The organism is Frigoribacterium sp. Leaf415, from assembly GCF_001424645.1.
Classification (GTDB): Bacteria; Actinomycetota; Actinomycetes; order Actinomycetales; family Microbacteriaceae; genus Frigoribacterium.
On record NZ_LMQR01000003.1, the window covers coordinates 18,694 to 43,290 of the forward strand.

The window sequence follows — 24,597 nt, forward strand, 5'->3', positions numbered from 1 at the left end:
GGTGTCAGGAGGCGCGGGGGCGCAGGGGAGTGCAGGGCCTGTTCCGAACGGTGACGGCCGCAACGTCTTGTGCAATGTAAATGTCACACGTAGAGTAGTACGTGACGCATCGTCGACTCGATGTCCCGCCCGGTCGGACCCGCCGGGCGCTCCTTCCACCCCGAGAGGCCCCGTCATGCTGTTCGCCCACGCCCCGAAGCTCGTCCTCGCCGGTCCGTACCCGGTGATCCGTCCCGTCGCCGATCGGGCGGCGGCACTCGACGCCGAGGTCGTCGTGCTCTCGTGCGAGATGGCGACCCCGATCGACGACGTCGTCGGCTTCGACTGGGCCGTGGTGGCCGTCGACGCCGCCACCCCGACGGCGGTACAGCTCGACCGTGCGGTCGACAGCCTCGCGGACGGCCTGCGTCGCGGTGCCCTCGTCGTCGTCGCGTCGGATCGCCCGGTCGCCCAGGCGGCGAGGCGTTTCGCCGACGACCTCGCCCGCGCCAGCGGGCTCCCGACCGGCGAGGCGTTCGCCGTCGCCGCGTGCGAGGCGGGTGTCGTCACCTGGGCCGTCGACGCCCAGGCCGAGGACGAGGCGGCGCATCTGCTCGAACGCATCGGCGCCCCGGTGGGGGACGGCGTGCCCGTGGCCTGACCCGGTCGTCCCGCCGGCCCCCGGGGCGTGCGACAGGATGGACCCATGGGTGGAGTGCTGATCGGGTTCGCGATCATCGGCGTGATCATCGTGACCGGCTACGTCGTCGGTCGCATCGACCTGCTCGGAGAATCCGGCCACCGGGTGCTCTCGCGCCTCGTCTTCTTCGTCCTCACGCCCTGCCTGCTGTTCTCCACCATCTCGCAGGCCGACGTCCACGTGCTGTTCTCGCGGTTGTTGGTGGTCTCGGCGCTCGCCTCGCTCCTGGCCGCCGTCCTCTCGGTCGTCGTCCTGAAGTTCGTCCTCCGACGCAGTGCGGCGCAGACGGCCATCGGGACGATGGGTGGCGCCTACGTCAACGCGAACAACATCGGCCTGCCCGTGGCGACCTACGTGCTGGGCAGTGCCACCTTCGTCGCCCCCGTCCTGCTCTACCAGCTGCTCGTGCTCACGCCGATCGTGCTCGCCGTCATGGACACCGTGACGAACCGCGGCAGCAGCCTCGGGCGCACCATCGCCCGACCGTTCACGAACCCCCTGCTGATCGGGTCCGCCCTCGGTGTGCTCGTGGCGGTCACCGGCCTCGAGATCCCCCAGGCCGTCCGCGAGCCGTTCGAGTTGGTGGGCGGTGCCGCGGTGCCGGTCGTCCTGCTGTCGTTCGGCATGTCGTTGTACGGCTCGAAGCCGTTCCAGGCAGGGCAAGGGCGCGCCGACATCGTCGTCGCCGTCGTCCTCAAGCTCGTCGTCATGCCGGTCGCGGCCTGGCTGCTCGGGGCGTTCGTCTTCGACTTCGACCGCGACGAGCTCTTCGTGGCGGTCGTGCTGGCCGGTCTGCCGTCGGCCCAGAACGTCTTCAACTACGCCCAGCGCTACCAGACCGGGGTCGTCGTCGCCCGAGACACGGTCTTGGCGACGACCATCCTCTCGGTTCCCGTGCTGGTGCTGGTGGCGGCGTTGCTCGCCTGACCCGCGCCTCCTGGCGTCGAGAGGCCGGGTGAGGCCGCGCAGGCGTCAGAAGATCATCGGGCGGTCGTCGTCGAGCTCGGTCTCGAGGTCGAGGTCGACGACCACGGGGACGTGGTCGCTCGGGGCGTCGCCCTTGCGCTCGTCGCGGTGGATGGCCGCGGACGTCACGAGGCCGTCGAAGGCCTTCGAGCCCAGGATGAAGTCGATGCGCATGCCCTCGTTCTTGGGGAAGCGCAGCTGCTTGTAGTCCCAGTAGGTGTAGCCCTCGGGCAGGCGCGAGCGGACGACGTCGGTCAGGCCGACCTCCTCGAAACGGAAGAAGGCGTCGCGCTCGGGCTGGCTGACGTGGGTGTGGCCCTCGAAGACCGACATGTCCCACACGTCGGTGTCGAGCGGTGCGACGTTCCAGTCGCCCATCAGGGCCAACGGCTGGTCGGGGCGCGCGGCGAGCCAGGCCTCGGTCTCGGCGGCGAGCTTCGAGAGCCAGTCGAGCTTGTAGTCGTAGTGCGGGTCGCCCAGTTCGCGGCCGTTGGGCACGTAGAGGCTCCACAGGCGGACGCCCTCGACCGTGACGCCGATCGCCCGCGCCTCCTTGGGCTGGTCGGGGCCTTCCTGGCCCTTGGCGAAGCCCGGCTGCGACGGGAAGGTGATCTCGACGTCCTCCATCGGCAGGCGGCTGACGAACGCGACGCCGTTCCACTGGCTGAGCCCGTGCAGTTCGACCTCGTAGCCGGCCTCGCGGAAGGCGTCGTAGGGGAACTGCTCGGGCTTGCACTTGATCTCTTGCAGGCCCGCGACGTCGACGTCCTCACGGACGAGCCAGTCGACGACCCTGCCCACTCGAGCCCGGACGGAGTTGACGTTGTAGGTCGCGACGCGCATGCCGACCACGGTACCGGCCCGGCACCGGCGGGGTCCGAGGCGGCCGCCGTCGCCCGACGGGGCGTCGAGCCGTCGCCGCCCCGCCCCGACGTTCGGAGCCCGCCTGCTCTACCATGGGTCACCGTGACCGACGCACGCACGCAGCTCATCGACTACATCGGCTCCGAGGCCGTCTTCCATGGCGACTTCACGCTGACCAGCGGCAAGAAGGCGACGTACTACATCGACCTCCGCAAGGTCAGCCTCGACCACCGCGTCGCGCCCCTGATCGGCCGGGTCATGGTCGACCTGATCGACGAGGTGCCCGACGTGTTCGCGGTCGGTGGCCTGACGATGGGCGCCGACCCGATCGCCGCCGCCGTGCTGCACCAGGGCGTGGCGCTCGGCAAGGACTACGACGCCTTCGTCGTCCGCAAGGAGCCCAAGGACCACGGCCGCGGCAAGCAGGTCGAGGGCCCCGACCTCGAGGGCAAGCGCGTCATCGTGCTCGAGGACACCTCGACGACCGGCGGTTCGCCCCTCGCCGCCGCCAAGGCCCTCGAGGCCGTCGGAGCCGAGATCGCCGCCGTCGCCGTCGTCGTCGACCGCAGCACCGGGGCCCGCGAGGTGATCGAGGCGGCGGGCTATCCCTACTTCGCCGCGATCGGGCTGGAAGACCTCGGGTTGACACCGTGACCGACGACCGGCCCAGGGGCGACGACGGCGACGACGCCGGGCGCGACGACGCCAGCGACTGGCTCGCCGCCCAGTTCGACGGTGCCGACGACGACGACGCGACCGACACCCCGTCAGGAGGCGCGGGTCGTCTTCCCGACACCGCCCCCGAGGACGTCCCCACCCAGGCCCTCGACCTGCCGCCGGCCACCCGAGCGGTCGAGGTCCCCCGCGACGACGTCGCTGCCGAGCGCCCGGTCGGCCCGGGTGCCGAGCCGCCGTCCCAGGACTCGTCCGTGGTGCCGCCGACGCCGACCCCCTTGCCGTTCGTGGTGCCCGAGTCCCCGGCCGGGACGCCTCCGCCGAAGACCTCAGGCCATCCGCAGGCCCTCGACCTCGGAGCGCTGACGGGGTCCGTGCCGCCGCCGCCTCCGTCGTCCGTGCCCGTTTCCGACGTGCCCGCGCAGCCCGAGTCGCCGCAACCCGAGTCGCCGCGACCCGCCCTCGGGGTCGCCGAGGACGCCGATGATGCCGGTACGGCGTCGGATTCCGCCGATGTCGAGGAGCGCAGCGGCGTGAGCGACGAGCCAGGGCCCTTCACCGCCTTGATCTCGGCACCCCGGGCCGAATCTGCCGAACCCGCGACCTTCGACTGGGATGCTCTGCCCGAGCCCGAGCCCGAGCCCGAGCCCGAGCCCGAGCCCGAGCCCGAGTCCGAGCCCGAGCCCGAGCCCGAGCCCGAGCGCCGAGCGGAGCCGACGTTCCAAGCAGCGGCAGAGCCAGAGCCGACGCCCGAGGCCGAAGTCGAGCCCGAGCGCCTCGTTGAGCCGGAGTTCCAAGCAGAGCCGGAGCAGACGCCCGAGCCCCAGCCAAAGTTCCGAGCAGAGCCCGAGCCCGAGCCCCAGCCCGGGCCGGCGTCCGATGTCGAGCCTGAGCCCGAGCCGGCCGCCGATTCCCGCGAAGGCGGTGTCGAGGCGCCGTGGTGGGTCGAAGAGCACCACGAGATGACGCGGCGCGAGCGTCGCCTGGCCGAGGCGGCCGCAGCTGCTGCGGCCGCTGCCGCCGCGGTGGCCTCCCGTGGCGGGGTCGAGCCCGGTGTCCCCGGCGTCGCAGCGGTGCCCTCCACACCGAAACCGACGCCGACACCGTCTCCCACGACCGAGGCGTCGTCCGTCCCGGAGCCCACGGCCGACTCCGGCTCGAGGGGGGACCGCGAGCCCACCTTCACCGAGATCCTCGGTGTCGTCCCGTCGGGTGCCGGCACCGCGGCCGTCGAGCCGCGGGGCGCACGTCCCGAGAGCGAGCACGAGCCCGAGCACGCGGCGAACGCGGACGACGCCCCCGGCGCCTGGTCGCTGTCCGGCTCGGGCGACGTGCCGCCGTCCGAGGTCGGGCCCGTGCCCGACGTCGAGCGGTCGTCCCGCACCGACCCGGAACCAGACGCCGACGCCGACGCCGACGACGAGGGCCTGGACGACGGGGCCGAGGTGACGACCGCGACCGCGCTGTTCGCGCCTCCTCGTTCCGCCCTCGACGAGCGCGCCGACGTCGACGACCCCGGGGTCGATGCCACGCAGGTGCTGCCCGGCCTCTCGATGAGCGCCACCTCGGCCCTGACGGGCGAGCGGCCGCGCCGTGAGGTCGGCGGAGCCGGCGTGTTCGTGCCGCAGACCCGTCCGGTGGACGAGAGGCCCGCCACGACACCCCGCACGGCGGGTCTGGCCGAGTGGGTCCGGTCGCACAAGGGCTTGGCCGCCTTGGGTGCCGGGCTCGTGATCCTGCTGCTGCTGGTCGCGCTCTTCTTCCTCTCGCGATCGCTCTTCGCCTCCACCGACGACCTGACGAGCGACGCGTCGGCCGCCGCCGCGGCACCGACCGCGGCCCGGACCGTGACGGCTGCGCCGGTCGAGCCCGCCGCCGAGGTCGCCCCGGCCGGGCCGCTCGCGGCAGGCACGCAGTCTTACGCCGACCTGCAGGGCGGCGAGTGCTTCTCGGCGTTCGAATCGGCCTGGCAGCAGGACTACGAGGTCGCCGACTGTGCGCAGCCGCACGTCGCCCAGCTCACCCGCCTGGGCACCCTCGACGGGGACACGGCCGCGGCCTACCCGGGTGCCGACGTGCTGCAGAGCCAGATGAACCTGCTCTGCACGGGCGCGGACGCGCTCGACCGGCAGGCCGCCGCGGCCTACCCCGACGTGCAGTTGCTCGCGAGCTTCCCGGCCGACGCCGACGCGTGGGCGGCCGGCGACCGCACCTATTCGTGCTTCGTCAACCGCAGCGGCGGCGAACCCCTGACGACCAGCCTCGTCGCCGTCGCGGGCTGACGGGGCGACCCGGCCCGCGCCTCCTGAGGGCCTAGGCCTCGGACGGCACCACGTCGGACTCGATCGGCTCGCTGCGCACCAACTCGTGCACCCCGGCCAGGATCTCGTTCGGCCGGAACGGGTAGCGGTCGATCTCGGCCTGATCGCTGATGCCGGTCATCACGAGGATGGTGTGCAGCCCGGCCTCGATGCCGGCCATGATGTCGGTGTCCATCCGGTCGCCGATCATCGCCGTGTTCTCGCTGTGGGCGCCGATGCGGTTCATCGCCGAGCGGAACATCATCGGGTTGGGCTTTCCGACCACGTAGGGCTCTTTGTTGGTGGCCTTCGAGATCATCGCGGCGATGGCGCCCGTCGCGGGCAGCACGCCGTCGGCGCTGGGCCCGGTCGCGTCGGGGTTCGTCACGATGAACCGTGCCCCGCCGAGGATCAGGCGGACGGCCTTGGTGATCGAGTCGAACGAGTAGTTGCGGGTCTCGCCCACGACGACGTAGTCGGGATTCGTCTCGGTCATGATGAAGCCGGCCTCGTGCAGGGCCGTCGTCATGCCCGCCTCGCCGATCACGAACGCCGAACCGCCGGGCATCTGCGAGCGGCAGAAGTCGGCCGTGGCGAGGGCGCTCGTCCAGATCCGCTCTTCGGGGACGTGCAGCCCCGAGGCGCGCAGCCGGGCCGCCAGGTCGCGCGGCGTGAAGATCGAGTTGTTGGTCAGCACCAGGTAGGGCGTGCCCTCGTCCTGCCACTGCTGGATCAGCTCGGCCGCCCCGGGCAGCGCGTGGTTCTCGTGGACGAGGACGCCGTCCATGTCGGTCAGCCAGCATTCGACGTCTTCGCGTGCACCCATGCGGTCACCTTAGCGAGGTGCCCTGACGACGAGGAGGCGCGGGTCGCCTCCTCTCACCGCCTACCCTGGTCCGATGCCCCAGGACGAGTCCCCGACCCCGCCGAACGACGAGCTGACGCACGGTGTCGGACCCTGGCCGGGGGGCGAGGAGGCCTGGCCCGACGGGGATCACTTCGACCCCGAGTTGCTGCGCGACGGCGACCGCCGCAACGTGGTCGACCGCTACCGGTACTGGACGATGGAGGCCGTGGTCGCCGACATCGACGCCCATCGGCACGGCTTCCACGTCGCCGTCGAGAACTGGCAGCACGACATGAACATCGGGTCGATCGTGCGCAGCGCCAACGCGTTCGCGGCCGACACCGTGCACATCATCGGTCGCCGTCGGTGGAACAAGCGGGGGGCGATGGTCACCGACCGGTACCAGCACGTGCTGCACCACCCGGACGTCGAGACGTTCCTGGCGTGGGCGCGTGAGCAGCGCCTCCCCGTCCTCGCCGTCGACAACGTCGAGGGGTCGGTGCCGATCGAGACGTTCGACCTGCCCGAGCGCTGCGTCCTCGTCTTCGGGCAGGAGGGGCCGGGCCTGTCGCCCGAGGCGCTCGCGGCGGCCGAGGCCGTGCTCGAGATCTCGCAATTCGGCTCGACGCGCAGCATCAACGCGGCGGCCGCCGCCGCCGTGGTGATGCACTCGTGGGTCGTGCGTCACCGCTTCTGACCCCTCGAGTCGGGCGATCGTTGACCTGACTCATATTTCACACCTATACTCTTGATGTTCGGCTTGAGGGTCGATCACCTCCTGTCTCCCGAACAGAAGCGAGAGTGCTCCGTGCCGTCGTCCGCCCCGTCCCCCGCCGCTGGCGGCTCCCGCTCGGCGCCCCGGGTCCTGCTCGTCGCGGCGCCGTTGATGGCCCGCAGCGGGGTCTACCGCTCGACCCACGACCTGGTCGCCGAAGCGCGGGGCCGGGGGCTCGACTGGCGAGCCGTCGTGGGGCTGCGCCCGACGGCTCGCGGCACGGTCGCGACCACCCCCGGCGTCCGCGAGGTGACGGTCCACGCGCACGGTCGCGCGGTCGTCGACGAGGTCGCCGGTCTCGTGACGAGCGCCCCCGAGGCCGATGCCGCCGACGTGGTCGTCACGCTCGTCACGCAGAGCGACGTCGCCCTCGCCCGGCTGCGGCGTCACGGGTCCACGCCCTGGGTGGCGTGGGTCCGCGGACTGCCGTGGCCCGCTCCCGGCGAGCAGGCGTGCCTCCGTCGGGTCGCCCTCCGCCTCGTCGAGGGTCGCGCCCTGCGCGGGGCCGACGACGTCTGGGCGACGACGCCGGTCCTCGCCGACGAGGTGGCGCGGGCGCGCCGTCCCCACCTCGTCCCGGCCGGCATCCGTTTCTCGGCCCGCAGCTCGTGGGGCGAGGCGGCCGCGCCTCTCGTCTGGGCGGCCCGGTTCGACGTCGACAAGCGGCCTGCGGCGTTCGTCGAGCTCGCGGCACGGGCGGGCGTCCCCGGCCGCCTGCACGGGCAGGGCCCGCTCGAGGACCGGCTCCGCGCCTCCTTGCCCGACGGCGTGACCATGCCCGGGTGGGTCGACCCGGCGAGGCTGTGGGACGACGCCGGACTCTTCGTCGGGACGGCCTCACGCGAGGCCTTCGGCCGCAGCGCCGTCGAGGCCGCCGCCGCGGGCGTACCCGTCCTGCTGGGTGACAGCTACGGTGCCGCACCCCTCCTCGTGACCGACCCCGACCTGCGACGACGACTCGTCCTGCCCGTGGGCGAACCCGACCGGTGGCTGTCCGCCGTCCGCGACCTGACCGCCGACCGCGCGCTGCGCCGGACGGTCTCGGACCACGTCGCCGCGAACGCCTCGCTCCTGTCCGTCGGTGCGTCGGTCGACGCCGTGGTCGACCGGCTGTCCCGGCTCGGCATCACGGCGGCCGCCCGATGAGCGGCCCGTCCGGTCGCCCGACCCGAGCGCCTTGCCCGGGGGCGGGTCCCCTCCGGGTCCTCCAGTACGGGGTGCACGACACGGGCTACCCCCGCAACGTCCGCGTGCGGGCCCACCTCGAACGACAGCTCGGCGCGTCGGTCGTCGTCGCCCCGCGGTCGCGTGCCGCGGGTCGGCTGCGTCGCGCGATCGAGGACGTCCGCTCGCTCGTCCGGGGCGCCCGGCGCGCCGACGTCGTCCTGCTCTCCGAGTTCCGGCTCAGCCACGCGCCGCTCGCGTGGCTCGTCGCCCGTCTCCAGGGTGCCGCTCTCGTCGTCGACGGGTTCGTCGGTCTCCACGAGACCGCGGTCGACGACTGGCGGCGGGTCTCCCCGGCATCGCCCGCGGCCCTCCGGTTCCGTGTGCTCGACGCCGCGGCCGTGAGGTGCGCGGATCTCTACCTGATCGACACCGAGCCCCGGGCCGCCGAGATCGTCCGGCGCCACGGCCCCTCGGCGGCGGTCGTCCCCCTCGCGGTCGGTGCCCCGGCCTGGGCCACCTGGCAACCGCCCGCTCCGCCTCATGACGCGCTCCGGGTGTTGTACTACGGGGGGTACATCCCCCTCCACGGCGTCGATCTCGTCGTCGACGCCCTCTCACTGATCGGAGCCCGTCGCCGGGTCGAGGTCGTCCTCGTCGGCGACGGTCCCGCCCGCCGGGCCGTCGAGGCGCGGGTCCGTCGAGCGGGCCTCGCCGACCGGTGCACCTTCGTCGACGCGGTGCCCGAGGGCGAACTCCTCGCCCACATCGCCCGGGCCGACGTCGTCCTGGGGGTCTTCGGCTCCTCGGCCAAGGCTCGCGGCGTCGTGGCGAACAAGGTCTGGCAGGGGCTGGCGTGCGGTCGGACCGTCGTCACCCAGCGATCGAGCGCCCTCGACGACGTCCGGTGCGCGGCAGGGGGCCTGCTCGTCCAGACCGAGCCGGCCAGCGCCTCCTCGATCGCCGACGCGTTGGTGGGGGCGCCGCTCGCCCACCAGGCGGAGTCGCCGCACGACGTCGCCGAGCGCCTCGAGTCGGTGGTGCAGAGATCGTACGACCGGTTCACGGACCACCTGTCGGCCCTCGTCCCTCGGCGGGTCCACTCGTGAGGGGATTCGGGCGGCAGGTCGGCCGTCTCGCCCTCCACCTGCTCGTGCCGGCCCTCGGTGCGGCCGCCCCGCTGGCCGTGATCCCCGCGGTCACCTCGACCCACGGGGCGTCGGGCTGGGCGGCGGTGGCCGTCGGCCTGTCCGTCGGCATCGCCACGGCGGTCGTCGCCGAACTCGGCTGGAGCATCGTGGGCCCGCAACGCGTCGCCCGGGCGACCCGGCCACCCGGTGAGCTCTTCGCCACGGCGTCGGCCAGCAAGCTCGTCGCCACCGCCGTCCTGCTGCCCGTCGCGGCGGCCGTGACGCTCGCCGTCGTGGACGAGCACCGCCCGGCGGCCGCGCTCGTCTCCGTGGGTGTCGCGCTCGGCGCACTCAGCCCGACCTGGTACTTCATCGGCCTCGGGCGCCCGCTGTTGGTCCTCGTCGCCGAGACGTCGCCGCGCGTGCTGGCCTCGCTCGTCTCGGCCGTCGCGATCGCCGCCGGTGCGCCGCTCGAGGTCTATGGCGCCGGCATGGTCCTCGCTGCCGTCGTCACGTTCGGCGTGGCGCCCCGTCTCGGGGGCGCCCGTCTGCCCGGGGCGGACGACTTCCGCGCGGTCCCGGCCGTCGTGCGCTCCCAACTCGTCCTCGTGGTCGGGCGTGGCGTGGCGACGACCTACAAATCCCTGCCCGTGGCCCTGCTGGGCGCCGTCTCGCCCGGTTCCGTCGCCGGATTCGCCGCGGTGGACCGGCCCTTGCGCATGGGGCTGCAGGTCGTGTCCGCGATTCCCGACCGCCTGCAGACGTGGGTGGGCGTGCCCTCCGCCGAACTCGCGCACCGTCGCAGCCTGGTCTCCCTCGGGCTGAACGCCGGGCTCGGCCTCGTCGTCGGCGTCGGTTTCGCGCTGTCCATGCCGGCCGTCGCCGTCGTCCTCTTCACGGGCACCGTCCCGGTGTCGCCCGACCTCGCCCTGGCGGGCGGCGTGCTGATCGCCGTCATCTGCGCGTCTCGTGGCGCCGGCCTCGCCCTGGTCAGTGCAGGGCGCCACGCCCAGACGACGACGGCGTCCGTCGCGTCGGCGGTCGTCGGCGTTCCGGGAGTCCTCGTGCTCGGCGCCCACCACGGCGCGCTGGGCGCCGTGTCGGCACTCGTGTCGGCCGAGGCCGTCGGGTTCGTCGTCCAGCTCGTCGTCCTCGCGCGGTCGCGCCGCGCCTCGTCCGCGCCGGCCGTCGAGCCCGCCGCCGAGCCCACCCCGGTCGGTCCGTCGGATCCGCACGCTCGAGGGGGGGCCGCCCGATGATCGTCGTCCTCGCCGGTGCCGCCGCGGCGGCCCTGGTCGCATTCGTCGGCGGGCTCCTCCTGCCGGCCGACCGGCGACGAGGCGCGGCGCTCGTCGTCGCCTTCGCCGTCCTGATCTCGACGACGTCGGGTTCCGCGCCCGACATCGTCCGCCACGCCGCCGTGGCCGCCGTGGCCGGAGTCTCGGTGGCGGCACTCGTCTCGCCCCGCTCGTGGTCCGTCGGCCGCCCGCGGGCCACACTGGCGACGACCGCGTTCTTCGCCTTCTCGATCGTCTGCGTGCTGGCGCTCGCCCCGTCGACGATCGTCCTCATGGCCGAGCTCGCGGCGATCGGGGTCGCGGTCTCGTGGCTCGTGTCGACGTCGTCGCCCCGCGACCTCCGCGTGTTCGTCCGCGGTCTCGTCGTCCTCGGCCTCGCGCAGGTCGTGGTCGGAGTCGTGGAGCTCACGGTCACCCATCGTCCGATCCCCTTCGGGTACAAGGTCCTCGCGACGGGCCGCTCGTTCGTCAGCGACAACAAGATCCTGCCCGGTGGTCTCGTCCGGGTCGAGGGCACCCTCGGCCACCCCATCCCGTACGCCGTGTTCCTCGCGGTCTGCCTGGTCCTCGTCCTCGTCGCGCGGCGGACCTTCCCCGTCTGGTTCCCGCCGTTCGCCGTCCTCGTGCTGTCGGCGGGCATCCTGCTGTCGGGAAGCCGAAGCGTCGTCGCCGCCGTCCTCCTCGCCGTGACCTACGTCCTGATGACCTCCGAGGCGCGGTCCCGGGCAGCGAAGATCGTGCTGACGGTGCTCGGGGCGGTCGCGGGTGCCGCCGCCCTGGCGTCCGAGATCGTCGACGCGGTCGGGACGCTCGTGGCATCCGGCTCGTACGAGAACCGGATGGGGGCGGTCCGATCGGTCCCCGGACTCCTCGCGCGGCCCGCGCTCGAGGCATTGGCCGGCAGCGGCTTCGGAAGCGAGGCCGAGTTGTACGCCCGTGGCCTCCTGCCCCAGGAGGGCTTCACGGTCGTGGACAACCAGCTCGTGACCACGCTCGCCACGTTCGGTATCGCCGGGATCGTCTCGCTGGTGGCGGCGCTCGTCGTCGGGTTCGTCCACGCCTCCCGGACGGGGCGGGCAGTCCTCGTCGTCATGATCGTCACCCTCTTCTCGTTCGACTACTTCGTCTGGTTCTCGACGTCCGCGATCTTGTGGGCCTTCTGCGCCTTGCAGGACCGTCCCGGCGACGACCGAGCCGCGCTGGACCCGTCCGGGGCGCACCCGTCAGGGTCGCACCGGGGTCGCGACGACCGGAGTCGCGACGACCGCGTCCTCGGCGACGCGTCGGACCGGCCCGGCGTCGTCGGCGGCACCCTCACGGCAGCCCGCTGAGCGAGCGGGACCGTCCCCGTCGCGGGACCGTCCGGCCGCGCGGTCGTCCTCGCCCACGACGACGCGCCCCGACGACCAGGTCGTCGGGGCGCGTGGTCGGAGGCGGACGGGGCGGAATCAGGCTCTCAGGGCTCGCCCGAGGTAGGCGAGGACGTCGTTCGTCGCGTCGACGATCTGGGCGGTCGACTTCGCGTACACGTCGGCTCCGAGCCCGAAGGGGTCGACGACGTCGTCCTCGTCGGGCGTGACGAGGACGCCGGAGCCGCGGTGCGCCGCCGCGAGGGCGACGACCCGGTCCAGACGCTCGGCGGGGTCCGGGGTCGATGCGATCGCGCGTGCCGTCTCGTGGGGATCGACGAGACGGCTCAGGCGTGCGAACTCCCGCAGGGTGAAGGTCGTGCGGTTCGCCCTCGGCACCAACGACACGACGGCCCGGCGGTGTTCCCGGGCGAGGGCCAGGACGAGGGGAGCGCGACCCACCACGTCGGCCGTCAGCTGACGGGCACGATGGGCCGACAGGTCGAGCCCGAGGGACTCGGCGGCCTTCAGGGTGGGACGGGGCGGCGGTTCACCCACCAGGGCCGACGTCCCGAAGCTCTCGACGGCCGCCGACGTGGCACTGCGCACGAGTGCGGCGGCCAACGGTGAGCGGCAGATGTTCCCGGTGCACACCATCACGAGGGGCGGGATGGTCATCGGGCCGCCGCGGTCGAGGCAGGGACCGAGTTCTCGGTCACCGAACCGTAGTAACCCCCGTAGGCGCCGTACCCGTAGGCACCCAGGCCCTTCGTCGGGGCCATCGTGAGGACGACCCCCAGGGTGCGGCTGCCGATCTCGGAGACGGCGGCGAGGGCCTGCTTCAGCTGGTGGCGCGACGATCGCTGGGCGGCGGTCGCGACGATCACGCCGCTCACGCAGCGGCTGAGGACGGCGGCGTCGGTCACCGGCAGCAGGGGCGGGGTGTCGATGATGACGAAGTCGTAGTCGACCTCGACCGTCGAGACGAGGCTCGCCATGGCGAGCGAGCCGAGCAGTTCGCTCGGGTTCGGCGGAACGGTCCCCGAGGGCAGCACGTGGAGGCCCAGGCGTCCCCACGGCTGCACGACGTCGACGAGTTCTGCCCGCCCGACGAGCAGGTCGGTCAGTCCGACGGCGCCCTCGAGGCCCATGACCTCGGCGACGCGGGGCCGGCGCAGGTCGGCGTCGACGAGCAGCACCGAGGCACCGGTCTCGGCCAGGCAGACGGCCAGGTTCGCCGCCGTCGTCGACTTGCCCTCGCCGGGCATGGCCGACGTGACGATGAAGGTCCGGCTGCGTCCCTCGAACGAGACGAACTGGAGATTGGTGCGGAGGGCGCGGTAGGACTCGGCGAGTGGGCTGCGCGGATCGTTGTTGACGACCAGGGGGGCCGAGGAGGCTTCTGTGTGGAAGCCGATGCCACCGAGCAGCGGCGCGTTCGTCACCCCCTCGACGTCGGCCTTGCTGCGGATGCGCGTGTCGAGGGTGTTGCGGAGGAGGGCCAGGGCCGTGCCCGACAGGATGCCCAGGCCGAGGGCCAGGCTGATCCAGAGGACGGGCTTGGGGTTGGCCGGGCTCGTCGGCACGACGGGAGCGTCGATGGACTCGACGGTGACCAGCCCGCTGCCGCCGCCCACGGGTTGTTCGAGCTGCTCCTCGACCACCTTCTCGAAGCTCGTGGCCACGGCGTCGGCGAGTCGTGCGGCCTGCGCGGGGTCGCCGTCGGTGACCGAGATGTCGATCAGCGACGTGTTCACCGGACTGAAGGCCGAGATCTTCGAGGCGAGCCCGGCGGGGGTGGTGTCGAGCCCGAGATCGGCGATGACGGGTTCGAGCACCCGACCCGACGTGACGACGGAGACGTACGAGCGCACCTTGGCCTGCGCGGCGCTGCTGCCCTGGACGAGGTCGCCGGCGTCCGACGAGCCGATCGACGAGACCGAGACGAAGAGCTGCGTCGACGACGAGTACGACTTCGCCGTCGCGAGCGACGCGGTCGCCCCGAGCAGCACGGCGCTCAGGGTCACGACGACGATGAGGACCCACCGCGTCCGGACGACGGTGATGAAGGTCTTGAGTTCCATGGAGTTCTTCCCTGCTGAACGGCGTGGTGTCGGATCGGGGGCTGATCGGGTCTAGGACGGTCGGCGGGCCGGCAGGCGGAGCGCGTCGCGGACGACGTCGGCCTTCTGCCGCCACGTGGCGTCGGGAGGGATGGCACCCGGGAGCCGGGGCACCCGCCCGTCGGAGCCTGCGGCGAGTGCGGCGAGCACCGAGGCGTGCTCGGCGGTGTCGGCGACCGTCACGCCGTCCAGGCCGCGCGCCTCGATGCCGCAGACGGCCGTGCTGAGGACGGGGAGACCCGCCGCGCGGTACTCGTAGGTCTTGATGACGTCGCCGCCGACCTCGCGCTCGCCGACGTGGTGGGGCACCCAGCCGACGTCGAAGGTCTGCAGCAGGGCCGGCACGCGGTCGTAGTGCACGTCGCCCAGCAGGGTGACGTTGGGCGAGTCGGCCAGCACCCCGTACTCGGCGTCCAGCACCGGGCCGGCGAACACGAACGACACGTGGGGCAGGGCGGCGACGGTCGCCAGGATGCCGGCGAGGTCGAGCCTCCGCCCGATCTTGCCCACGTACCCGACGGTGGTCGGGCCGGTCGCCCGGCTCGTGCCGTCGAAGCGGTGCGGGTCGCAGCCGTTGGGCAGCAGGACGACGTCGGTGCGTCCGTGTCGGCGGGCGAGGTCGGCGGTGCCCGCGCCGTTGGCCGTCACGACGTCCGCGAGGGCGAAGGCGGCCGCGTAGGCCTCGTCGACCTCGGCGCGGATGCTCTCGAAGGCGTAGTGCCGGCTCCAGTCGTCCAGCAGGTCGAGGACGACCCGCCGGGGACCGGCGAAGGGATTGGCCGCGACCGGGGCGACGGCGGCGAAGGGGTTCCAGACGAGGGCCGGCACGGATGCCGCCGACGAGGGCAACGAGGGGTAGGCGCGGGCGGACGCGACCCACCAGCGTCGTCGGTCGCGCGGGTCGGGAGCCCGGAGCGTGATCTGGTCGACCGACCGGGTGCCGACGGCCGGTGCCCCGATCGGGCGGCGGCGGGCGATCGAGGTCAGGAGGGGCTCCGGCCTCGAGACGACGGTGACCCCGCCACGGCCCGCGAGGTCGTGACCGAGCCATTCGATCAGGTGACCGTCCCGGGTGCGGTAGCCCTCGTCGAGCAGCTTGCGCTGGCCGTGCATCGGGTACGCCAGGAGGGCGGGGGAGTCGAGGGCGGCGCGGCGCGGTCGGGTCGTGGGCACGGTGGTCTTTCGTCGAGAGCTCGCGGGCACCGTGGCGCCCGACACGGCCGATGACCGTGTGTGATATCTCAGTATTGCACGACGAAACGAGTTATACCAGGCTCGCGACGGTCCCCGGGACGGACGTCGGGGATGATGGGGGGATGACCGCAACGAACCTGCTCGGCGTGCCCGAGACCCGCCTGCCCGCCGAACCCGACGTCGTCGCCGACCTCGAGACGCTGACGACGGCCGAGGTCGTCGTCGCCCACCCCACGTCGTCGCTCGCCTGGGCACTGCTCAGCGACGAGTCCGACGCCCGCGGCGCCGAGCTCGAGGCCTACGCCTATGCCCGCGTCGGCTACCACCGCGGGCTCGACGCGCTGCGGAAGGCGGGGTGGCGCGGACAGGGCCCCGTGCCGTGGTCGCACGAACCCAACCGGGGCGTGCTGCGGTCCCTCTTCGCCCTCCGGCGAGGTGCGGCCGCCATCGGCGAGGTCGACGAGGTCGAACGCCTCACGACGTTCCTGCACGACGCCGACCCCGCCGTGCTCCCCACCCTCGAGACCCGCACCGACTAGCGGCGCGACCGCGCGAGGACGCAGGAGGCGCGGGTCACGCGACCCGCGCCTCCTGCGTCCTCGGCGGAAGCGGCGGTCTCAGCCGATCAGCGAGGGCCGCAGGTCGCGCATCGTGCGCGCCCGTGTCATGCGGGAGGTCGCGACCCAGGTCAGCACGAGCGCGCCGAGCAGCCAGGCCGCCAGCACGCCGGCGTCGCCCCAGGCCGCGGCCGAGCTGCCGCCGTACATCACCTGGCGCAGGCCGTCGGTGGCGTAGCTCATCGGCAGCACGAAGTGGAGGGCTGCGAGCGGGGCGGGCAGGGTCTGCCACGGGAAGGTCCCGCCGGCCGTGACGAGCTGCACGACCATCAGCACCAGGCCGAGGAACTGCCCGACGCTGCCGAGCCAGACGTTGAGCGTCATGATGATCGCCGCGAACGCCGCCGAGGCGAGGGCCATCAGCCCGATCATGCCGAGCGGGTGGGCGACCTCGAAGCCGAGCGCCTGCGTGACGATGACGTAGAGCGCGACCATCTGCACGACGCCGAGCACCACCGGGGCCAGCCAGCCGGCCAGCGAGATGCGCACGGGGGCCTTGACGGCGGTGATGGCCCGCTTCGAGATCGGCTTCACGATCAGGAACAGCGCGTACATGCCGATCCAGGCCGCGAGGCTGATGAAGAACGGTGCCAGTCCGGCGCCGTAGGTGCCGGCACTCGTGAGGGCGGCGTCCTTGACCGCGACCGGGTCGCTGATGGCGCTCGCCTGGTCGTCGCGCGTCCGGTCGGTGCTCGCGGGGATCTCGCCGAGTCCGCTCTGCAGTCCGTCGCGGAGCTGGGTGGTGCCGGTGTCGAGGCTGACGACGCCGTCGCGCAGCGAGGTGGACCCGCTGCTCAGGGTGTCGAGACCGGTCGCGAGGGTCGAGGCGCCCGAGGCGGCGCTCGCCGCGCCCGTGGCGAGTTGCGACGAGCCGGTCGCGGCCGACGAGATGCCCTGGGTCAGGGCCGGTGTGGCGGCGGCCAGGGTCGCGGCACCGGTCGAGACCTGGTCGGCACCCGTGGCGAGCTGCCCCACCTGGGTGTTCAGCCCCTGGATCTGGGTGTTCGCGTCCTGGAGGGCGGTGGTCAGCGACTCGGTCGCGGGGGCGAAGGTCGCGGCGATCTGCTGGATCTGCTCGTCGGTGTAACCCTGCTGGCGCAGGGCTTCGGCGATCTGCTGCTGCGCCTGCTGCTGGGCGGCGGGCAGGCCGGCCGCGGCCGTCGCGCTCGTCGTTGCAGCGTCGGCCACGCCGGTGGCCAGGGCATCGTTGCCGGCCGCCACCTGGGCGGCACCGTCAGCCAGGGTCTGGGTCTGCGCGGGCAGGTCCGTCGTCTGGGTCTTCAGCGTCTGAAGCCCCGTGTCCAGCGCGGACGCCCCCGAGCTGAGCTGGCTCGTCCCGTCGGCGAGGGTGTGGGCCCCGGTCGCCGCGTCGGCCGCACCGTCGGCCAGCTGGTTCGCGCCGGCGACGGCCGAACCGGTGCCGGCGACGAGCTGGTTCGCCCCGTCGACCGCGCTGCCCAGGTTCGTGCGCACGTCGGCCAGGCCGACCAGCAGGCGGCCCGCCGCCTCCTTGCCGACCTTCTCGGTGACCGAGGCCCGGATGGTCTTCGCCGCCTGCTCGGCGATCGTGGACGAGAGGTAGCTGTTGACGTCGCTCGTCGCGAGGGTGATCTGGGCCCGCTTCGGGTCGTCGCCGCTCGCCGAGGTGAGGTCGTCGCTGAAGCCCTTCGGGATCGTGAAGGTGAAGTCGTAGGTCTGGTCGCGCAGGCCCGCCGCGGCCTGGGCGGCCGAGACGACGTGCCAGTCGAAGTCGCCGCCGTCGGTGATCTGGTCGGTGACCTCGTCGCCGTAGTTCACCGTCTCGCCGTCGACCGTGGTCCCTGCGTCGGTGTTCACGAGGGCGGCCGGGATCTGGTCGAGCTTGGCGTAGGGGTCCTGGTTGGCCCAGAGGTACAGGCCGCCGTAGAGCAGCGGCACGGTCATCAGCGCGACGAGTGCCAGGCGGGCGAGCGGGGTGGCGGTGAGGCGCTGCAGCTCGGAACGGACGAGGGCGTAGATCTTCACGGCTGGTCGCTTTCGACGGAGGTGTCGGGGGTGGTGGCGACCGCGGTGTCGTCGGGGGAGGAAGGAGGCGCGGTGTCGGTCTCGGGTACGGCGTCGGTCCCGGCCGCGGCGAACTCGGGCGTGGGCAGCGACTCGATCGTCGCGAGGGCCGCGAACCCGGTGATGGTCAACACGGTGTAGTCGCGGCCGACGAGGTCGTGGACGACCGAGAGCCAGGCGGCGACGTCGCCCCCGTGACGTTCGGGGGTGGTCACGATCAGTCCTCGCACCTCTGGACGCAGCACCGCCAACTCGCAGAGGAGACGGACGCGCAGCTCGGTGGGCAGGGCGCTCAGGCGGGTCCGCTCGTGCTCGCCCAGCCCGATCTCCGCGAGCAGCAGACGAGCCGCGGCCTTGTCGGCGCGGAGCCCGGCGAGGGCGAGCTCTTCGCGGGCGACCTGGACGACCGTGAGGGCCGCGAACGGTTCGGCGACGGTGGGTGTGTCGACGAGGGCGAAGGAGGCGCGGATCGCCGCGTCGTCCGCCCGACCGTCGATCGTCACCCGTCCGGTCTCGGGGCGCATGCGGCCTCCCGCGACGAGTGACGCCAGGGTGGGCGCGTTCTCGGTCTCGACCGCGACGAAGCCCGGGACCCAGCGGTCGGCGACCGCGCCGAGCCGGGGGAGTGCCGCGCCGGGGCCGTCGCCGATCGCGACGTCGTGCAGTTCGAGTCTCATGCGGGTTCTCCGGTCGGGGGCATCGAGGAGGCGCCGGTCGCCGGTTCGGGAGGGAGCGCGAGTTCGGGGGCGGTCGCGACGAGGTCGCCGGCGGTGCGCCAGTCGAGGCCGACGACGCCGAGCACCGCCAGCATGACGAGCCGGTGGCCCTCGGAGCGGCTGAGCCGCTGCGTCGTGGCCTCGTCGAGCACGGACAGGGCGGCGCCTTCCACCAGGTGGGCCAGCGTGTGGGGAGCGATGTCGTCGCGCATGCGTCCGGATTCCACGCCACGACGGACGACGTCGCGGACGGTCTTCCGCAACGGGGCGAGCGCCTCGCCGACCTCGTGGGCCATCGGGCCGCGCACGGTCAACTGCGCCATGACGCGCACGTGCTCGACCTCGGCCCAGAGTCGGGCGGCCAGGGAGGCGAGTTGCACGACCGGGTCCGCGATCGGTGCCGGTCTCGCGGCGACGCCGATGCGGGCGGCACCGCGCAGGCTGACCTCGCGCACGAGGTCGTCCCGCGTGGCGAAGTGGCCGTAGACCGAGCGTCGGGACAGGCCAGCCTCGGCGGCGATGGCCTCGAGCGGCACGGACGGGTCGCGGTTGAGAAGCAGTGCCGCGGCGGAGATCAGTGCGTCGCGGTTCGCGGTGGCGTCGCGGCGTGGCGCACGGGTGGCGCGGACGGGGTCATCGGCGGCAGGCATGACCCGATCGTACGATCTTGCACACCTTTGTGCAAGTTATTTGCCGGGGGATCGTCGGTCAGCGCGAGCGGGGCAGGGTCGCTCGCAGCGCCTCCTCGTAGGCGTCGCAGACGGACTGCCAGGTGTAGGCGTCCGCGGCACGAGAAAGGGCCGCCGCGCTGAGGCTTTCCTGCTCGGCCGGATCGTCGAGCAGCGCGGTGACGGCGGCGGCGATGGCGGCGGGCTCGGGCGCCACGAGGGTGCCGGCTCCGTCGAGCACCTCGCGGTTGTAGACGGTGTCGCGCGCGACGACGGGCGCCCCCGCGAACATGGCCTGCACCAGCGCCGGGTTCGTGCCGCCGACGCTGTGGCCGTGGAAGTAGGCCCCGGCGTGCTGCCAGAGGGCGTGCAGACGATCGTCGTCGCTGACGTGGCCGAGCCAGGTCACGCGGTCGTTCGCCTCGGCCAGTCCGCGCACGAGCTCGTCGAGTTCGCCGCCGTAGCCGGTCGAGCCGACGATGACCACGTCGTGCCGCTCGGCGATCGAGCGGGCCGCCTCGACGAACTCGACGACGGTGTTCTCGGGGACGAAGCGCGCGACGACCAGGGCGTACCCGCGGTGTCGCTGGCCCGGCTCGACCGGCAGGTCGCGGACCGGGTCGCCGCCGTAGGGGATGAACAGGCCGTCCACGCCGAAGTCGGCCTGCCAGCGCCGGACGATCTCGCGGGCGTCGCAGATCAGCCCGTTCGCGAAGCGCGCGCTGGCCTTTGCTCCGAGACGGAACACCGTCTTCGCCGCGCGTCCCCACTTGGCACGCTCCCACTCGATGCCGTCGACGTTGACCAGCACGGGGATGCCGCGCAGCCTGAGCAAGGGCAGCCAGAAGCCGTTGGCCACGTTCATGACGAGGGCCGCGTCGGGCCGGCGCACGAGGGCGTCCAGCACGGCGGTGAGGCCGTAGCTCAGGGTGCTGAGCGATTTGCTCTCGACGCCCTTCGTCAGGCGGGAGGTGACCCGACGGTCGCGGGCGGGGTCGTCGTCGCGGGTCGACCCGTCGCGACCGTAGACCGTGACGTCCCAGCCGGCGTCGACCAGGGCGGGGGCGATCCGGCGCACCGCGGTCTCGAACCCGCCGTAGTAGCTGGGGTAGCCGCGGGTGCCGATGACGGCGACCGACGGTCGATCGGTCGCCGAACGGCGGGGGCGCAAGGGGCGGGCAGTCATCGAGGTCGATCCGTTCGGCCGGTCTTCAGAGCAATGCTCGTAATATACCGGATTCCTGCCCCCTGCTGGTGCCGCCGGGTCGGCCGCCCGACCGGACGGGGCGCGTCGGCGCTCGCGATGCGAACGCCGACGCGCCGGGCTCTAGCCCCGAGCGCCCATCAGGTGCTCGAGGGCGAGCTGCTGCAACCGCACGAAGCCGTACCCGTGTCCGCCGAAGTGGGCGTCGGCGTCGAAGTCCTCGTAGGAGGCGCGGTCGGCGAGCAGCTGCTCGTAGCCTTCACCGTCGGCGAGGGTGTTCACCGAGAGCTCGGCGACCTGGCTGGCGGCCAGGGCCTCCTGCACCTCGGGGTCGGCGCGGAAGGCCTGCGCGCGCTCCTTGAGGAGCAGGTACATCCGCATGTTGGCGGCCGCGGACTCCCACACGCCGTCGATCGTCTCGGTGCGCGAGGGCTTGTAGTCGAAGTGACGCGGGCCGTCGTAGGTCGGTCCGCCCTGGGGCGAGCCGTGCTCGAGCAGGTCGACGAGCGAGAAGGCGTTCTGGAGGTCGCCGTGGCCGAACACGAGGTCCTGGTCGTACTTGATGCCGCGCTGACCGTTGAGGTCGATGTGGAAGAGCTTGCCCTGGTAGAGCGCCTGGGCGATGCCGGCCGTGAAGTTCAGTCCGGCCATCTGCTCGTGACCGACCTCGGGGTTCACGCCGGCCATCTCGGGGTGCTCGAGCGTCTCGATGAACGCGATGGCGTGACCGAGGGTCGGCAGCAGGATGTCGCCGCGGGGCTCGTTGGGCTTGGGCTCGATCGCGAAGCGCAGGTCGTAGCCCTTGTCGAGCACGTACTGCGAGAGCATGTCGACGCCCTCCTTGTAGCGCGAGAGGGCGGCCTGCACGTCCTTCGCGCTGTCGTACTCGGCGCCCTCGCGACCACCCCACATGACGAAGGTCTTCGCGCCGAGCTCGGCGGCGAGGTCGATGTTGCGGAGCACCTTGCGCAGGGCGAAACGTCGCACGCCGCGGTCGTTCGAGGTGAAGCCGCCGTCCTTGAAGACGGGGGCGCTGAAGAGGTTCGTGGTGACCATCGGCACGACGATCCCGGTCGCGTCGAGGGCGCCCTTCAGGCGGTCGATCTGCTTCTGGCGTTCGGCGTCGGTCGAGCCGAAGGCGAACAGGTCGTCGTCGTGGAAGGTCAGCCCGTAGGCGCCGAGGCGGTCGAGGTTCTCGACGGCCTCGACGACGTCGAGCTGCGGGCGGGTCGGGCCGCCGAAGGGGTCCGAGCCGTTGTAGCCGATCGTCCAGAGGCCGAACGAGAACTTGTCTTCGCGGGTGGGGGTGGTGGACATCGGTGTCCCTTCCAGGGTCGAGCGGTCGGTCGCGTGGGGCGATCCCGCCCCGACGCGAATGTTGTGAGCCTCAACATATCCCGTCTTTCGTCGGCGCGGAAGAGGTCGGGGCCATTTGTCGCGGGCTCCCACAAAAGACTTGCGCGCCCCGTCGCGGCTGACGTAGTGTCTCGACCCGCGGCAGTCGAAGCGCTTCCGCACCCGTTCGGCAATCGACAGCGAGGTCATCATGACGACGATCCACGACGTGGCCCAGGCCGCCGGTGTGTCGATCTCGACGGTCTCGTACGCCCTGTCCGGCAAGCGGTCGATCGCGGCGTCGACCCGGCAGCGGGTCACCGACGCCGTCGAGCGGCTCGGCTACCGGCCGCATGCCGGAGCCCGCATGCTCGCCGGTGCCCGGACCAACATCCTGGCGCTCAGCGCGCCGATCCGGCCCGACAACCACCAGCCCACCCAGATGCGGTTCGTCACCGCCGTCGTCGAGGCGGCCCGTCGTCGGGACTACGACGTGTTGCTCCTCGCCACCGACGACGAGGTGTCCGGCATCCGGCGCGTGGCCTCGAGCTCGCTCGTCGACGGCGTCGTCGCGATCGGCGTCGCGACCGTCGACGAGCGCGTCGACCTCGTGCGCGAACTCGACCTGCCGGCCGGGTTCATCGGCATCCCGCAGGGCGTCGACGACCTCGCCTGCATCGACCTCGACTTCGCGGCCGCAGCCGCCGAGAGCGTCGACCGTCTTGCCGACGCCGGGCACCGGACCATCGGCGTCATCGGTCACCCGGCCTCCTACGGCGAGCGCGACACCGGCTTCATCCGACGTTTCGACGACGCCTTCGCGGGCCGGGCCGACAGCCGCGGCGTCGAGACGCTGACCGTGGCGGCGGACCTCGGGCGGGCGTCGGCCGTCCGGGCGTTCGACGACCTCCGCGAGAGGCTGCCCGGCATGACCGCGCTCGTGCTGCACTGCAGCGAGCCCACCGCCGAGGCCGTCCTCCAGCGCGTCCGCCGCCTCGGGCTCGAGATCCCCCGCGACCTCTCGGTGCTGGCGGCCTGTGCCAGCTACCCCGCCGACGAGTTCGAGCCGGCCCTCGACACCATCCCGCTGCCGATCGACGAGATGTGCTCGCGGGCGGTCGGGGCCGCCTTCGAGCGGATCGACGGTCGTCTCGACACGGGCGTCGAGTTGATCGCGCCCACCTACCTGGCGAAGGGCTCGGTCTCCGGGCCGGCCCGCGCCTCCTGAACCCCTACCGACCGCACCACCGCACCATCGCACCACCGTCATCCGACGGCCAGATCACATCGCTCCACGCTGATCGTCGAAACGCTTCGACGATCAGCACGGGGCCTCTACGAGGAGGTAGACACATGAAGAAACGACGCATCGTCGCCGTCGGGACGGCCCTCGCGGCCACCGCGGCGCTGCTGACCGGATGCTCGGCAGGCAGCTCGGGGTCGTCCGACCCCGACGTGCTGAAGCTCTGGCACTTCGAGAGCGAGACCAGCGCCATGGGCATCGCCTGGGACCAGGCGATCGCCACCTTCGAGGAAGAGACCGGTGCGAAGGTCGAGTTCGAGGAGAAGAGCTTCGAGCAGATCCGCTCGACCGCGAGCCAGGTGCTCAACTCGAACGAGGCACCCGACATCCTCGAGTACAACAAGGGCAACGCCACGGCGGGCCTGCTCGCGAGCCAGGGGCTGCTCGCGAACCTCGACGACGCCGTCGACGAGTACGGCTGGGACGACGACCTCGCCCCGTCGATCGCCACGACCTCGAAGTACGACGAGAAGGGCGTCATGGGCTCGGGCAGCTGGTACGGCATCCCGAACTACGGCGAGTACGTCGAGGTGTTCTACAACAAGGACGCCTTCGCCGAGCAGGGCATCGCGGTGCCCACGACGTACGACGAGTTCGAGACGGCCCTGCAGACCTTCGCCGACGCCGGCATCACGCCGCTCGCCGAGGCCGGTGGCGAGTACCCGCTCGGGCAGTTGTTCTACCAGCTGGCCCTCTCGAAGGCCGACCGTTCGTTCGTCGACGACTACCAGCTCTACGAGGGCGACGTCGACTGGCAGGGCCCGGAGCTGACCTACGCCGCCGACAAGCTGAAGGAGTACGTCGACAACGGCTGGATCTCGAAGGACGTCACCGGCATCAAGGCCGAGGACATGGGCACGACCTTCATGAGCGGCGGGGCGCCGATCATGGTCTCCGGCAGCTGGTGGGCCGGACGGGTCGCCGACGAGGCGACCTTCGACTGGGGCACGTTCCTGTTCCCCGGCAGCGACATGGCACCCGGGTCGGGCGGCAACCTCTGGGTCGTCCCCGAGAACGCGGCCAACAAGGACCTCGCGTACGAGTTCATCGACATCACGATGCGCCCCGAGATCCAGAACCTCATCGGCAACAACGGCGGCGTGCCGGTCAAGGCCGACCCGGCCGACATCACCGACCCGAAGAGCCAGGAGCTGATCGCGAACTTCAACACCCTGCTCGACCGCGACGGCCTGGCGTTCTACCCGGACTGGCCCACGCCGACCTTCTACGACCAGCTGGTCGCCGGCACCCAGGAGCTCGTCAACGGCACCGCCACGCCGGACGAGATGCTCACCACCCTGGGCGACCAGTACCAGAGCGGCGTCGACGACATCACCGGGAAGTGAC

At 72.5% G+C, this 24,597-nt stretch carries 22 protein-coding genes; 12 read left to right on the plus strand and 10 right to left on the minus strand.

The genetic code is table 11. The features are described 5' to 3' along the window. The first annotated feature begins 175 nt into the window (after positions 1-175). Positions 176-640: a hypothetical protein gene (locus tag ASG28_RS15725; RefSeq protein WP_055978226.1), complete on the plus strand. Its 465-nt coding sequence runs from the start codon at positions 176-178 to the stop codon at positions 638-640. 45 nt (positions 641-685) lie between these two features. Continuing rightward, positions 686-1,606, plus strand: coding sequence for an AEC family transporter (locus tag ASG28_RS15730; protein WP_055978228.1), 921 nt, complete (start codon positions 686-688; stop codon positions 1,604-1,606). A 45-nt stretch (positions 1,607-1,651) separates the two neighbouring features. Here the strand turns inward: ASG28_RS15730 and ASG28_RS15735 are convergent, their stop codons facing one another. Next, positions 1,652-2,488 (minus strand): exodeoxyribonuclease III, encoded by an 837-nt coding sequence (locus ASG28_RS15735; RefSeq protein WP_055978282.1) that lies wholly within the window; start codon positions 2,486-2,488, stop codon positions 1,652-1,654. Between the two features lie 123 nt (positions 2,489-2,611). Here ASG28_RS15735 and pyrE point away from each other — a divergent pair, with 123 nt between their 5' ends. Both pyrE and ASG28_RS16805 read left to right on the plus strand, forming a co-directional pair. Next, positions 2,612-3,163 carry an orotate phosphoribosyltransferase gene (gene pyrE, locus ASG28_RS15740; RefSeq protein ID WP_055978230.1) on the plus strand — a complete coding sequence of 184 codons (552 nt, stop codon included), beginning with the start codon at positions 2,612-2,614 and terminating at the stop codon, positions 3,161-3,163. Continuing rightward, positions 3,160-5,466: a septum formation family protein gene (locus tag ASG28_RS16805; protein ID WP_055978232.1), complete on the plus strand. Its 2,307-nt coding sequence runs from the start codon at positions 3,160-3,162 to the stop codon at positions 5,464-5,466. Before pyrE ends, ASG28_RS16805 begins: the two co-directional genes overlap by 4 nt. Positions 5,467-5,497: 31 nt before the next feature. Here ASG28_RS16805 and ASG28_RS15750 read toward each other — a convergent pair whose 3' ends face one another. Further along, entirely contained in the window at positions 5,498-6,310 is an 813-nt protein-coding gene (locus tag ASG28_RS15750; RefSeq protein ID WP_055978234.1) for an HAD-IIA family hydrolase, read from the minus strand. 73 nt (positions 6,311-6,383) lie between these two features. Between ASG28_RS15750 and ASG28_RS15755 the strand changes: the two genes are divergently transcribed. The 5 genes from ASG28_RS15755 to ASG28_RS15775 all read left to right on the plus strand — a co-directional run bounded on the left by ASG28_RS15755 (position 6,384) and on the right by ASG28_RS15775 (position 12,029). Next, positions 6,384-7,028, plus strand: a complete 645-nt coding sequence (locus ASG28_RS15755; RefSeq protein ID WP_055978236.1) for a TrmH family RNA methyltransferase — start codon at positions 6,384-6,386, stop codon at positions 7,026-7,028. A 111-nt stretch (positions 7,029-7,139) separates the two neighbouring features. Next, on the plus strand, positions 7,140-8,252 hold the full coding sequence (locus ASG28_RS15760; protein WP_162235712.1) for a glycosyltransferase: 1,113 nt from the start codon (positions 7,140-7,142) through the stop codon (positions 8,250-8,252). Between the two features lie 71 nt (positions 8,253-8,323). Beyond that, on the plus strand, positions 8,324-9,379 hold the full coding sequence (locus ASG28_RS15765; protein ID WP_055978241.1) for a glycosyltransferase: 1,056 nt from the start codon (positions 8,324-8,326) through the stop codon (positions 9,377-9,379). Beyond that, entirely contained in the window at positions 9,376-10,659 is a 1,284-nt protein-coding gene (locus ASG28_RS15770) for a hypothetical protein (RefSeq protein WP_055978243.1), read from the plus strand. Before ASG28_RS15765 ends, ASG28_RS15770 begins: the two co-directional genes overlap by 4 nt. Beyond that, entirely contained in the window at positions 10,656-12,029 is a 1,374-nt protein-coding gene (locus ASG28_RS15775) for an O-antigen ligase family protein (RefSeq protein WP_055978244.1), read from the plus strand. Before ASG28_RS15770 ends, ASG28_RS15775 begins: the two co-directional genes overlap by 4 nt. Positions 12,030-12,146: 117 nt before the next feature. Here ASG28_RS15775 and ASG28_RS15780 read toward each other — a convergent pair whose 3' ends face one another. From ASG28_RS15780 to ASG28_RS15790, 3 genes are read right to left on the minus strand one after another with little or no spacing between them, the layout of a single operon-like run. After that, on the minus strand, positions 12,147-12,725 hold the full coding sequence (locus ASG28_RS15780) for an arsenate reductase/protein-tyrosine-phosphatase family protein (RefSeq protein WP_055978245.1): 579 nt from the start codon (positions 12,723-12,725) through the stop codon (positions 12,147-12,149). Next, positions 12,722-14,131, minus strand: a complete 1,410-nt coding sequence (locus ASG28_RS15785) for a polysaccharide biosynthesis tyrosine autokinase (protein WP_055978247.1) — start codon at positions 14,129-14,131, stop codon at positions 12,722-12,724. Before ASG28_RS15785 ends, ASG28_RS15780 begins: the two co-directional genes overlap by 4 nt. Before the next feature lie 51 nt (positions 14,132-14,182). After that, positions 14,183-15,343, minus strand: a complete 1,161-nt coding sequence (locus tag ASG28_RS15790) for a glycosyltransferase (RefSeq protein ID WP_157485816.1) — start codon at positions 15,341-15,343, stop codon at positions 14,183-14,185. Between the two features lie 143 nt (positions 15,344-15,486). On the opposite strand from ASG28_RS15790, the gene ASG28_RS15795 reads away from it, so the two are divergent. Continuing rightward, positions 15,487-15,903 (plus strand): DUF3151 domain-containing protein, encoded by a 417-nt coding sequence (locus ASG28_RS15795; RefSeq protein ID WP_055978249.1) that lies wholly within the window; start codon positions 15,487-15,489, stop codon positions 15,901-15,903. A gap of 78 nt (positions 15,904-15,981) precedes the next feature. On the opposite strand, the gene ASG28_RS15800 is transcribed toward ASG28_RS15795, so the two are convergent. From ASG28_RS15800 to xylA, 5 genes are all read right to left on the minus strand, one after another. Further along, entirely contained in the window at positions 15,982-17,985 is a 2,004-nt protein-coding gene (locus ASG28_RS15800) for a YhgE/Pip family protein (RefSeq protein WP_055978250.1), read from the minus strand. Then, the gene (locus ASG28_RS16620; protein WP_055978252.1) at positions 17,982-18,701 is read right to left on the minus strand and encodes a hypothetical protein; all 720 of its coding nucleotides are present in this window, start codon (positions 18,699-18,701) and stop codon (positions 17,982-17,984) included. Before ASG28_RS16620 ends, ASG28_RS15800 begins: the two co-directional genes overlap by 4 nt. Further along, a complete protein-coding gene (locus ASG28_RS15810) occupies positions 18,698-19,390 on the minus strand; it encodes a TetR/AcrR family transcriptional regulator (RefSeq protein ID WP_055978254.1) in 693 nt (230 codons plus the stop codon). The genes ASG28_RS16620 and ASG28_RS15810 overlap by 4 nt, the downstream gene beginning before the upstream one ends. 58 nt (positions 19,391-19,448) lie before the next feature. Then, a complete protein-coding gene (locus ASG28_RS15815; RefSeq protein ID WP_055978255.1) occupies positions 19,449-20,594 on the minus strand; it encodes a glycosyltransferase in 1,146 nt (381 codons plus the stop codon). 141 nt (positions 20,595-20,735) lie between these two features. Beyond that, a complete protein-coding gene (xylA, locus tag ASG28_RS15820) occupies positions 20,736-21,929 on the minus strand; it encodes a xylose isomerase (protein ID WP_055978258.1) in 1,194 nt (397 codons plus the stop codon). Between the two features lie 229 nt (positions 21,930-22,158). On the opposite strand from xylA, the gene ASG28_RS15825 reads away from it, so the two are divergent. Both ASG28_RS15825 and ASG28_RS15830 read left to right on the plus strand, forming a co-directional pair. Continuing rightward, positions 22,159-23,175 carry a LacI family DNA-binding transcriptional regulator gene (locus ASG28_RS15825; protein WP_055978259.1) on the plus strand — a complete coding sequence of 339 codons (1,017 nt, stop codon included), beginning with the start codon at positions 22,159-22,161 and terminating at the stop codon, positions 23,173-23,175. 125 nt (positions 23,176-23,300) lie between these two features. Next, positions 23,301-24,596: an ABC transporter substrate-binding protein gene (locus ASG28_RS15830; RefSeq protein ID WP_055978261.1), complete on the plus strand. Its 1,296-nt coding sequence runs from the start codon at positions 23,301-23,303 to the stop codon at positions 24,594-24,596. Position 24,597 lies beyond the last annotated feature (1 nt).

What these genes read in the sequence shown, in the direction of transcription:
- ASG28_RS15735 (WP_055978282.1), bottom strand. Translation starts at nt 2,488, where the DNA reads ATGCGCGTCGCGACCTACAACGTCAACTCCGTCCGGGCTCGAGTGGGC.
- ASG28_RS15730 (WP_055978228.1), top strand. Translation starts at nt 686, where the DNA reads ATGGGTGGAGTGCTGATCGGGTTCGCGATCATCGGCGTGATCATCGTG.
- ASG28_RS15815 (WP_055978255.1), bottom strand. Translation starts at nt 20,594, where the DNA reads ATGACTGCCCGCCCCTTGCGCCCCCGCCGTTCGGCGACCGATCGACCG.
- ASG28_RS15780 (WP_055978245.1), bottom strand. Translation starts at nt 12,725, where the DNA reads ATGACCATCCCGCCCCTCGTGATGGTGTGCACCGGGAACATCTGCCGC.
- ASG28_RS15785 (WP_055978247.1), bottom strand. Translation starts at nt 14,131, where the DNA reads ATGGAACTCAAGACCTTCATCACCGTCGTCCGGACGCGGTGGGTCCTC.
- ASG28_RS16620 (WP_055978252.1), bottom strand. Translation starts at nt 18,701, where the DNA reads ATGAGACTCGAACTGCACGACGTCGCGATCGGCGACGGCCCCGGCGCG.
- ASG28_RS15830 (WP_055978261.1), top strand. Translation starts at nt 23,301, where the DNA reads ATGAAGAAACGACGCATCGTCGCCGTCGGGACGGCCCTCGCGGCCACC.
- ASG28_RS15795 (WP_055978249.1), top strand. Translation starts at nt 15,487, where the DNA reads ATGACCGCAACGAACCTGCTCGGCGTGCCCGAGACCCGCCTGCCCGCC.
- ASG28_RS15750 (WP_055978234.1), bottom strand. Translation starts at nt 6,310, where the DNA reads ATGGGTGCACGCGAAGACGTCGAATGCTGGCTGACCGACATGGACGGC.
- ASG28_RS15755 (WP_055978236.1), top strand. Translation starts at nt 6,384, where the DNA reads ATGCCCCAGGACGAGTCCCCGACCCCGCCGAACGACGAGCTGACGCAC.
- xylA (WP_055978258.1), bottom strand. Translation starts at nt 21,929, where the DNA reads ATGTCCACCACCCCCACCCGCGAAGACAAGTTCTCGTTCGGCCTCTGG.
- ASG28_RS15810 (WP_055978254.1), bottom strand. Translation starts at nt 19,390, where the DNA reads ATGCCTGCCGCCGATGACCCCGTCCGCGCCACCCGTGCGCCACGCCGC.
- ASG28_RS15725 (WP_055978226.1), top strand. Translation starts at nt 176, where the DNA reads ATGCTGTTCGCCCACGCCCCGAAGCTCGTCCTCGCCGGTCCGTACCCG.
- ASG28_RS15825 (WP_055978259.1), top strand. Translation starts at nt 22,159, where the DNA reads ATGACGACGATCCACGACGTGGCCCAGGCCGCCGGTGTGTCGATCTCG.
- ASG28_RS15775 (WP_055978244.1), top strand. Translation starts at nt 10,656, where the DNA reads ATGATCGTCGTCCTCGCCGGTGCCGCCGCGGCGGCCCTGGTCGCATTC.